Here is a 7,866-nt window from a genome sequence, read left to right on the forward strand (position 1 = left end):
GATTCCCGAAGTACCGTTTTCCGACAGATTCCGTTTTCGAGCCACCGGAAACGGCACGGTTGACGCCTGTCCAAAACCTTTTGCCCGGGAAGGGCTTAGCCTCAGGTATGCGACGAGACGACCGCGACGATCCCTTCGACGACCTCTTTCGGGAGATAGAACGCATGATGAACGACATGATGGGCGGCAACGTCGATATGCAGGTCGATACCGGCGCGACGGGGTTCGGTGCCGACACGCACGTCGACATCCACGAGGACGACGAGTTGGTCCGCGTCATCGCCGACCTCCCCGGCGTCGAGAAGAACGATATCGACCTCAAATGCGACGGCGAGTCGATGACCATCAGCGCCGCGAGCGACCACCGCGAGTACGACGAGCGCATCACGCTCCCGGCGCGCGTGGACGAGAGTTCCGCGAAAGCGACCTACAACAACGGCGTCCTCGAAGTCACGTTCGAGAAGACCGACGAATCCGCGAACATCAGCGTCGAGTAGACCGGACGAGTTCGGCAAGGCGGTCGTACAACCCATTTTCGTACTTCGTTTCCACGTCTATCGTCGGTCGCGCGTTCGTCTCGTTGACGAACACCCGGTCGCCGACAGCGAGGAGGTCCACGCCACAGAACGGAATCCCGAGCGTTTCGGCCGTCCGTTCCGCGATGTCCCTGCACTCCTCGGATAGGCGGACGCCGCGCGCCTCGGCACCGCGGTGGACGTTGTGTTTCCAGCGACCGGCGGCCAGCGCGTCGTCGGGGAGTCGCCGTTCGACCGCGCCAGCGTACTCGCCGTCGACCACCATGGCGCGATAATCGACCGCCTCCGGAAGGAACTCCTGCACGAGGAACGATTTGTCTCCCGTCGCGCGGTAGTCGTGGACGAGATTCAGGTAGTCGATCACGCCGAGAAACGAGTCCACATCGTCCACTTTTGCGATTCCCGTTCCCCGCGTGGTTGAGTTCGGTTTCACCACGACCGGCGGGTCGAACGCCTCGAAGGCGTCCACGAGTTCGGCCTCGTCGACCGGGTTCGAGACGACGACCGTCTTCGGAACCGGAATCCCCGCCCGTCCGAGTCGGGCGATGGCCCCACCTTTGTTCCGCGAGGTGAGGACGGCCCCGCGGTCGTTCACCCACGGGACCGAAAGCAGGCCATCGACGATTCCGCCCTCCATCATCCGGGAGGGGTAGACGAACCCGACGTCGAACTCCTCGGGACCCCACGGCGGGTCCGCAAGGTCGAACGTCCGCGCCTCGCTCGGGACGTGACGGACCCTGATACCCCGTTCTTCGAGCGGGTCACGGATGCGCTCGAACGTCTCCTCTCGGTACGCGACCGCCAGATTCAGCATCGGTCGTGAATTCACATCCGTCGATAAAAAGTTCGCCCGTCTCGTCCGTTCGTCCCGGACCGCCGTTCTCACTCGACGCGTTCGAATCGGTGTCTGTACACCGTCGCGTCGTCGTCCCATTCGAAGTCGTCGTGGGCGTGATTGAGGCGTTCGCGGTAAGCCTCCAAATCCTCCGACCCTTCGGCCTGTGCGTCCTCGTCGGTCAGGTCGCCCAGTTTTCGCTCGCTCACTTCGACGACTTCGAACGTCTCGCCGTCGATGTCGAAGGTGTCTCCTTCCTCGGCGTACGGGTTACCGCGGTGGAGTTGCGAAACGCGGCCCGCCGCGACTGCCTGTCGGATATGCGGTGCCGGAAGAACCGTGTCGGCGTCGATTCGACCCATACGACTTCGTTCGGCTTCCAGCGGAAAAACGATTAGCCTTTCAGCACGCCACCGATGGCACCGCCGATGGCGCTATCGAGTGCCAGAACGAGGGCGACGAAGACGGCCACGAGGAACAGGCCGAGGCCGCCGAACAGCGACCCGACGGGGCCGCCCGCGAGTCCGCCGATGATGGTGCCGCCCAGTCCGAGAAACAGGGCGACGACGACGCCGCCGATGGACCCGGCGAGCAGGCCGTGCCAGAAACCGCTTCCCAGCCCGCCACCCGCCACGTATCCCGCGGCGAAGCCACCGGCGAGTCCCGCGGCGACGTGTCCGATTCCGGGGAGGGCGAACGCCACGATACCGGCGAGGACGGAGACGACGAACCCGACGAAAACCGCGTACCAGTTAGTCATGAGTAAATACGTTGGTAGTCGGAAAACAAAAGTCTCTCGCCGGAATCCGCTCGCACGACGGTATGAACGCCCTTTTAAGGAGGGAGGGCATACGAATCTCCATGATTTTCGAGACCCTACCGACAACGCCCACGTCGGAGGAACTCATCGACAAGGCGTTCTCGCGGGCAACACGGGCCGGCCGGGCCAAAAGCGGCATTCAGGCCCAACAGTCCATGCTCCAAACCGCCTCGAACATCCTTTCAGACAACTTGCAGAACGTCGTCACCGCGTGGCCGGACTTCGAGGAAGTGGACCCGTTCTACTACGAACTGGCCGACGCCGTCGTGAACGTCGACGAGGTCCGAAAGAGCCTGTCCGAAATCCAATGGGCCTCCCGCAAGACGAAGGACATCGGCCGCGAGTACCAAGGAAAACTCCGAGGCGACATCAACTACGCCCGCAAGGTGCGAAAGCAGGGGTTCGCCCGCCTCGCGTCCATCGTGGAGGAAGTCGAAGACGACCTCGACCGTATCAACGCGGCACGCAACGACCTCCGGGACCTCCCGGACATCGACCCCGCCGACCCGACAGTGGTCGTCGCCGGCTATCCCAACGTCGGAAAGTCGTCGTTCGTCAACACGATAACCAACGCCCGCAACGAAATCGCGGAGTATCCCTTCACTACGAAGGGGATTCACGTCGGTCACTTCGAGCGCGACCACATCCGCTACCAAATCGTGGATACGCCGGGGCTCCTCGACCGACCCGCGGACGAGCGAAACGCCATCGAATCACAGGCGGTGTCGGCGCTCACGCACCTCGCCGACTGCATCCTGTTCTTCGTCGACCCGAGCGCCTACTGTGGTTATCCGCTCGACGCGCAACTCGAACTGCGCGATTCGATCGAAGCGGAGTTCGACGACGTGCCCGTCCTCACCGTGTGTAACAAATCCGACCTCTCGACCGACGTGGAAGCGGACGAGTACATGAGTATCGAGGAAGACGAGAACGTCACGGGGACGCTCGATGCGGCCGTCGAAGCGATCGGCTACGAACCCGAACTGCCGTTCGACGGATAACTGGACCCCGATTCGACGACCTGATAATCCTGATACCGAACGCGAACTTCGGGCGAGCGCCCCGTTCGTTCCGTAATTCGTCCTTGGATTTCCCGTGCGAGACGGGGGTACGACCGGTTCGACGTTCGACTCACAGTCACGGTGACCGTCCGGGACTCCGAAAGCGCATCGTAGCTGGTTCGTACCGCCACCGCGTCGAGCGCGTCGTAGACCGGGCGCTGGAGCACGTCATCGACCGCGCTGGCCGCTCCGCGCTCGAACGAGAGTTGAACGGAGGTTCCGAAAAGGACGCCACCGACGACGAGGAGCAACACGACCAGTTCGGCGACCCGTACACCGTTCGACGGCTTCGAAAGCTGGTTTTCGTCGGACCGATAGCCGAGATAGCCGAGCGTGACGATAGCGGCGACGTTGATGAGTACGACGGTTACAGTGAGCAAGACGGCCGCACCGAACGCGACGACGAGTTTCCCCCAAACGAGAGCGATACCGACGACGGCGGCCGCCGGGAGGAGGGCAGCGGCAATCATGACACCGACGAGCGCCGTGGGACCCTTCGTCGTGAGCGCGAAGATGGAGGCGGACCCCGCCGCCAGACCGACGGCAACCGTGACGAGCGTCGGTGCGAGGCGAACGCTCACCAGTTCTATCGAGGAGAGCGAGAGTGCGGTCGGAACGAAACCGGTGAAACGGAGAGCGAAACTGAACAGGGCCGCCGTACCGGTGGCGGCGACGAGACCGATGACTTGGAAGCGAATGCTGTCGGTAAGCATCCGTTTGTCACCGATGACGGCACCGACACTGGTCGTGAGAACCGGGCCGACCAGCGGCGCGATGACCATCGACCCCACGATGATTGCGGGCGAATCGACGAGCAATCCGCCGGCGGCGATAACCGCGGAGAGGACGACCAAGGCAACGTACGAGTACAGGTCGTGTGACAGGTCCCGCGACTTCGACCGGAGTTCGGAGGCGGCGAGCGGCGAAAAGTCGCTCGCGTATCTGTCCTCCAGCAGTTCCATTGTCCCGGTTTCGGCCGTCTCAGCTGCACCTACGACGATGTATGACTCCTCCTCCAACCCGGCCTCACGTAGTCCGTCGAGGACGTCGTTGACGGCGTCGGTTGGAAGTGGAAACTCGACCAGCAGACCGCCGTCGGCGACACTCGACGCAGCGGTGACGACGTAATCGATGTCGCGGTCCTCGAGTACCCCGAGGACAGTGTCCTGTTGCTCCTCGGGAATGAAGACGTGTATCAGACGCACGGGAGGAGAACTACATGCCTGGGCAAAAGGGTTCAGGCCGATACGCCGTCCGTTTCGACGTATCGGATTTGAACCGCGACCGCGCGACCGGTCTGTCGTTCGATTCGATCGTGGATGCGGTCGGCGAGGTGGGGATACAGCTCGTCTCTCGGCCGACCGACGGTGACGACGACTCGATGGGGTTCGCGGAATGGGAGGTTTTGCGTGTAGGCAGTCTTGCCGAGGGGAAACGTCTGGCGGTATTGAACCTGTATCTGGAGTTTTTCTGCACGCTGATACTGGGACTGTTCGAAGACGTGGGTGACCGCCGCGTCCGCCCCCTCCTCGAACTGCGAACTCTGGTAGGTGAAATACGTAACCCCACCGAGAAACACGGAAAGGAGGGCGATACCGACGACCAGCGCGCCGATTCGCTTTATGGTTTCCTCGCGGGAGCGTTCGGTCTTGAACCAACTCTTCGGCCGGTAGCCCATGTACTGGAGCGTCACGATGGCCGAGAGGTTGATGGAGAGGACGTTGACGAGGACGAGCACTCCAGCACTCAAAGCGACGATCGGCTTTCCCCACGCGATGCCGACGCCGACGGCGGCGGCGGGCGGGATGAGTGCCGCGGCAATCATGACGCCGACGAGGGCGACCGACACGCCCGCGGCAAGGCTGATAACGCCCGCCGCACCCGCGCCGAGCGCGACGATGAGCGAGAGGAAATCCGGGGTCAATCGGCCGCTTATCTGTGATATCTGCGTGATGTCTGTGTTGGGTGGGAAGAGGTAGAGGATACGTACGAGGAACGCAAAGAGGGTCGCGCTGCTGATGGCGGTGAGCATGCCGAGGAGTTGCAATTTGACACCACGGCGGAACAGGTCGGTTTTGTCCAAAACCGTTCCCACGCCGGTCGAAAGCGCCGGGCCGACCAACGGCGCGATGACCATCGACCCCACGACGACCGCCGGGGAGTCGAGGAGCAACCCCGCAGTTGCGACGACGGCGCTCACCACGGTCATGAAGACGAACGTCTGAAAGCGCGGCGACAGTTCCCGCGCCTCGGTCAGGATTTCGTCTCGTGCAATGCGGTCGCCGCCGTTTTCCGCCTCGTAGCGTTTCGCCAGTTGTTCGAACTGCCGGGACGTGTCCGTCTCGGCGTCGATGATGACCGTGTGGGCCTCGTCGCTCAGGCCCGCGTCGTGGAGTTTGTCGATGACTGGCTGGACGGCGTTCTGCGGGAGCGGAAACGTCGCAATCGCTGCGTACCGCCGACCCCCCGTCTCGTCGGTGAGAAAGAAGTCGATTCCTTCGGATTCGAGCGTGTCGACGACGGTTTCCCGCTCGCCCGTCGGGATAGATACCTGTACGAGTCGCACATAGTCCGATGGGTCGTACAGATTGATATAATCGCGGGCCGATAGCTCGGCATTCGACGGCGGAAGGGAACCACGCCGGGCGACGGCGCGCCGCGAGGTACTCGCTCGGAGCGGGAAACCACGGCGGTTAAGCGTGGAGACGCCAACGAACGACTATGTTCGAAAATCGACCCGGCAGGGGTGCAGAGGTAGTCTTCGTCGGGCGCTCGAACGTCGGCAAATCCACGCTCATGCGCGAGTTGACGGGCCACAGTTTCGAGACTGGCGGCAAGCCCGGCGTCACGCGTCAACCGAACCACTTCGACTGGGCGAGTGATGATTTCATGCTCACCGACCTGCCCGGATTCGGGTTCATGTCCGGCGTCGAGGAGGACCGACGCGAGCGGATAAAGACCGACATCGTCCAGTACATCGAGGAGAACGCCGACGGGATACTGGTCGGCGTCCTCGTCGTGGACGGAAAGAGCGTCGTGGACATCATCGACCGCCACTCCGGAGAGGACGAAATCCCACACGACGTGGAGATGTTCTACTTCCTCCGCGAGATGGGAATCCCCGTCGTCGTCGCGGTGAACAAGATGGACAAGGTGGACGACGAGGACGAGCGACTGAACGACCTCTGTGACCGCCTCGGACTCCACCCGCCGTGGAAGCAGTGGCAGGACACAATCGCCCCCATCAGCGCCAAGCGCGGAAGCATCGACGCGCTGAACGAGGCCGTGAAGACCCACCTGCACGAGGGGAAACGCGACGACCTGTTCAAGTTCTTCTCCTAAGTGGGGTTCGGCGAACGGTTGCGTAGCGATTCGTCGGGCACTGACCGTTTTGGTCCCGGTATCACGTATAAACGTTCGGTAGCGACGAGACGACTCGGAAAACGATGGTGGTCACTCGGAAGGCCCCGTCACGAATGGAACCCGCTTTCGTGTCGTCCCTATCGTTCCGATGAAGACTTCGAAAGCCCCGCGAGAAACGAGCGGGGAGTTGAAAGACGGAGTCTTTCAGAAGTCCCCGCCACGCTCGCGGACCACGACCACATCAGCCACACCCTCCCCAATCGATTCCGTTTCTCGGCCGCTGGCCTGCGATACCTGCGGGCCACGGCCGCAGGTCAGCGAGACGACGCGGCCAGTCATCTGCCGCGTCGTCTCGCCAGCGCACGCCACGTAGTCCGTTCAGTTAGCGAGAAACAGGGGAAACTCATCCGAGCAGTTTCGACTCGGCTTTCCGCAGATGTTCGAGGAGCGTGGTTTTGGACACGTCAATCTCGTCGGCCAGTTCGGACGCCGTCACGTGCCGCGGCCAGTCGTAATACCCGCGGCGGCGGGCGAGTTCGAACACCTCGCGCTGGCGCTCCGAGAGGTCGTCGGTGCGGAGGACGCCCGCGCCGGTTTCGGCGGTTGCGACGTGGCGAACGCGAATATCGGCACCCATCTCCTCGCAGACTTCCTCGATTCGGTCGTGGAGTTCGTCCTTGTCCACCTCGACGATGACGGTCCAGTATTCGCGTCCGCCGTACATCCGGACCGGTTCGTCGGGGATGAACCCGCGCGAGACCAGCGCGTCGTTGATGCTGTTCCCGAGGTCGTAGTGGACGACGATACCGCGACTCGCGCTCCCGAAGGCCAACGAACCCTCGGTCGCGTGCGGATGGTCGGTTTCCCACACCGAGTCGGTCAAGTCCGAATCCCGAATCGCGTCCACGAGTTCGTCCACCTCCTCGCGCGTGTTGCCGTAGACCGTGAACCGGCCGGTCGCTAATCCGTCGATTGTGTGGACGCCGTGGCCGAGGAGGCCCGCCGCTCTGCCGTCCGTGACTTCGAGCGTCCAGCAGTCGGGGTGCCAGATGTCGAGCGTGACTCGGAGTCCGGCGTGCTCCGGCGTGGTCATCTGGTGTGACACACGGATGATGTGTGCAAAAGTGTATGGCTATGAGGATGACATATGGTGTCAGACGGCACTGTCTAGTTACTCGACTTCGCACCTTATGCTGGCTAAGCGCGTATAGCTAGCGTGAATCGCTGATGCTTCCAATTACGTCGTTCTTG

10 protein-coding genes are annotated in these 7,866 nt (G+C 62.6%); 3 read left to right on the forward strand and 7 right to left on the reverse strand.

Annotated elements, in window-relative coordinates; translation table 11 throughout:
- Positions 1–107 precede the first annotated feature (107 nt).
- Positions 108–497, forward strand: a complete 390-nt coding sequence (locus AC1XDK_RS10495; RefSeq protein WP_231184772.1) for an Hsp20/alpha crystallin family protein — start codon at positions 108–110, stop codon at positions 495–497.
- Here the strand turns inward: AC1XDK_RS10495 and AC1XDK_RS10500 are convergent.
- The 3 genes from AC1XDK_RS10500 to AC1XDK_RS10510 all read right to left on the reverse strand — a co-directional run bounded on the left by AC1XDK_RS10500 (position 484) and on the right by AC1XDK_RS10510 (position 2,131).
- The gene (locus AC1XDK_RS10500) at positions 484–1,350 is read right to left on the reverse strand and encodes an ATP-grasp domain-containing protein (RefSeq protein WP_483349833.1); all 867 of its coding nucleotides are present in this window, start codon (positions 1,348–1,350) and stop codon (positions 484–486) included. The genes AC1XDK_RS10495 and AC1XDK_RS10500 overlap by 14 nt on opposite strands.
- 68 nt (positions 1,351–1,418) lie before the next feature.
- The gene (locus tag AC1XDK_RS10505) at positions 1,419–1,733 is read right to left on the reverse strand and encodes an ASCH domain-containing protein (protein WP_483349834.1); all 315 of its coding nucleotides are present in this window, start codon (positions 1,731–1,733) and stop codon (positions 1,419–1,421) included.
- A 32-nt stretch (positions 1,734–1,765) separates the two neighbouring features.
- A complete protein-coding gene (locus AC1XDK_RS10510; RefSeq protein ID WP_231184776.1) occupies positions 1,766–2,131 on the reverse strand; it encodes a DUF5518 domain-containing protein in 366 nt (121 codons plus the stop codon).
- A 101-nt stretch (positions 2,132–2,232) separates the two neighbouring features.
- On the opposite strand from AC1XDK_RS10510, the gene AC1XDK_RS10515 reads away from it, so the two are divergent.
- Positions 2,233–3,192 (forward strand): NOG1 family protein, encoded by a 960-nt coding sequence (locus AC1XDK_RS10515; protein ID WP_483349835.1) that lies wholly within the window; start codon positions 2,233–2,235, stop codon positions 3,190–3,192.
- Here AC1XDK_RS10515 and AC1XDK_RS10520 read toward each other — a convergent pair.
- Both AC1XDK_RS10520 and AC1XDK_RS10525 read right to left on the reverse strand, forming a co-directional pair.
- Entirely contained in the window at positions 3,162–4,457 is a 1,296-nt protein-coding gene (locus tag AC1XDK_RS10520) for a TIGR00341 family protein (protein ID WP_483349836.1), read from the reverse strand. The genes AC1XDK_RS10515 and AC1XDK_RS10520 overlap by 31 nt on opposite strands.
- Before the next feature lie 32 nt (positions 4,458–4,489).
- Positions 4,490–5,818, reverse strand: a complete 1,329-nt coding sequence (locus tag AC1XDK_RS10525) for a TIGR00341 family protein (RefSeq protein WP_483349837.1) — start codon at positions 5,816–5,818, stop codon at positions 4,490–4,492.
- A 155-nt stretch (positions 5,819–5,973) separates the two neighbouring features.
- Here AC1XDK_RS10525 and engB point away from each other — a divergent pair, with 155 nt between their 5' ends.
- Entirely contained in the window at positions 5,974–6,594 is a 621-nt protein-coding gene (gene engB, locus AC1XDK_RS10530; RefSeq protein ID WP_483349838.1) for a GTP-binding protein EngB, read from the forward strand.
- Positions 6,595–6,819: 225 nt separating this feature from the next.
- Here the strand turns inward: engB and AC1XDK_RS10535 are convergent, their stop codons facing one another.
- Both AC1XDK_RS10535 and AC1XDK_RS10540 read right to left on the reverse strand, forming a co-directional pair.
- Positions 6,820–6,954 carry a hypothetical protein gene (locus tag AC1XDK_RS10535; protein ID WP_483349839.1) on the reverse strand — a complete coding sequence of 45 codons (135 nt, stop codon included), beginning with the start codon at positions 6,952–6,954 and terminating at the stop codon, positions 6,820–6,822.
- A gap of 64 nt (positions 6,955–7,018) precedes the next feature.
- Entirely contained in the window at positions 7,019–7,708 is a 690-nt protein-coding gene (locus tag AC1XDK_RS10540) for a helix-turn-helix domain-containing protein (RefSeq protein WP_483349840.1), read from the reverse strand.
- Positions 7,709–7,866: the final 158 nt, after the last annotated feature.

The sequence above is a fragment of the Haladaptatus sp. HS23 genome, from assembly GCF_056892285.1.

Excerpts from the sequence above, each read along its gene's own strand:
- AC1XDK_RS10515 (WP_483349835.1), top strand. The coding sequence starts at position 2,233 with ATGATTTTCGAGACCCTACCGACAACGCCCACGTCGGAGGAACTCATC.
- AC1XDK_RS10540 (WP_483349840.1), bottom strand. The coding sequence starts at position 7,708 with ATGACCACGCCGGAGCACGCCGGACTCCGAGTCACGCTCGACATCTGG.
- AC1XDK_RS10510 (WP_231184776.1), bottom strand. The coding sequence starts at position 2,131 with ATGACTAACTGGTACGCGGTTTTCGTCGGGTTCGTCGTCTCCGTCCTC.
- AC1XDK_RS10505 (WP_483349834.1), bottom strand. The coding sequence starts at position 1,733 with ATGGGTCGAATCGACGCCGACACGGTTCTTCCGGCACCGCATATCCGA.
- engB (WP_483349838.1), top strand. The coding sequence starts at position 5,974 with ATGTTCGAAAATCGACCCGGCAGGGGTGCAGAGGTAGTCTTCGTCGGG.
- AC1XDK_RS10500 (WP_483349833.1), bottom strand. The coding sequence starts at position 1,350 with ATGCTGAATCTGGCGGTCGCGTACCGAGAGGAGACGTTCGAGCGCATC.
- AC1XDK_RS10495 (WP_231184772.1), top strand. The coding sequence starts at position 108 with ATGCGACGAGACGACCGCGACGATCCCTTCGACGACCTCTTTCGGGAG.
- AC1XDK_RS10535 (WP_483349839.1), bottom strand. The coding sequence starts at position 6,954 with ATGACTGGCCGCGTCGTCTCGCTGACCTGCGGCCGTGGCCCGCAGGTA.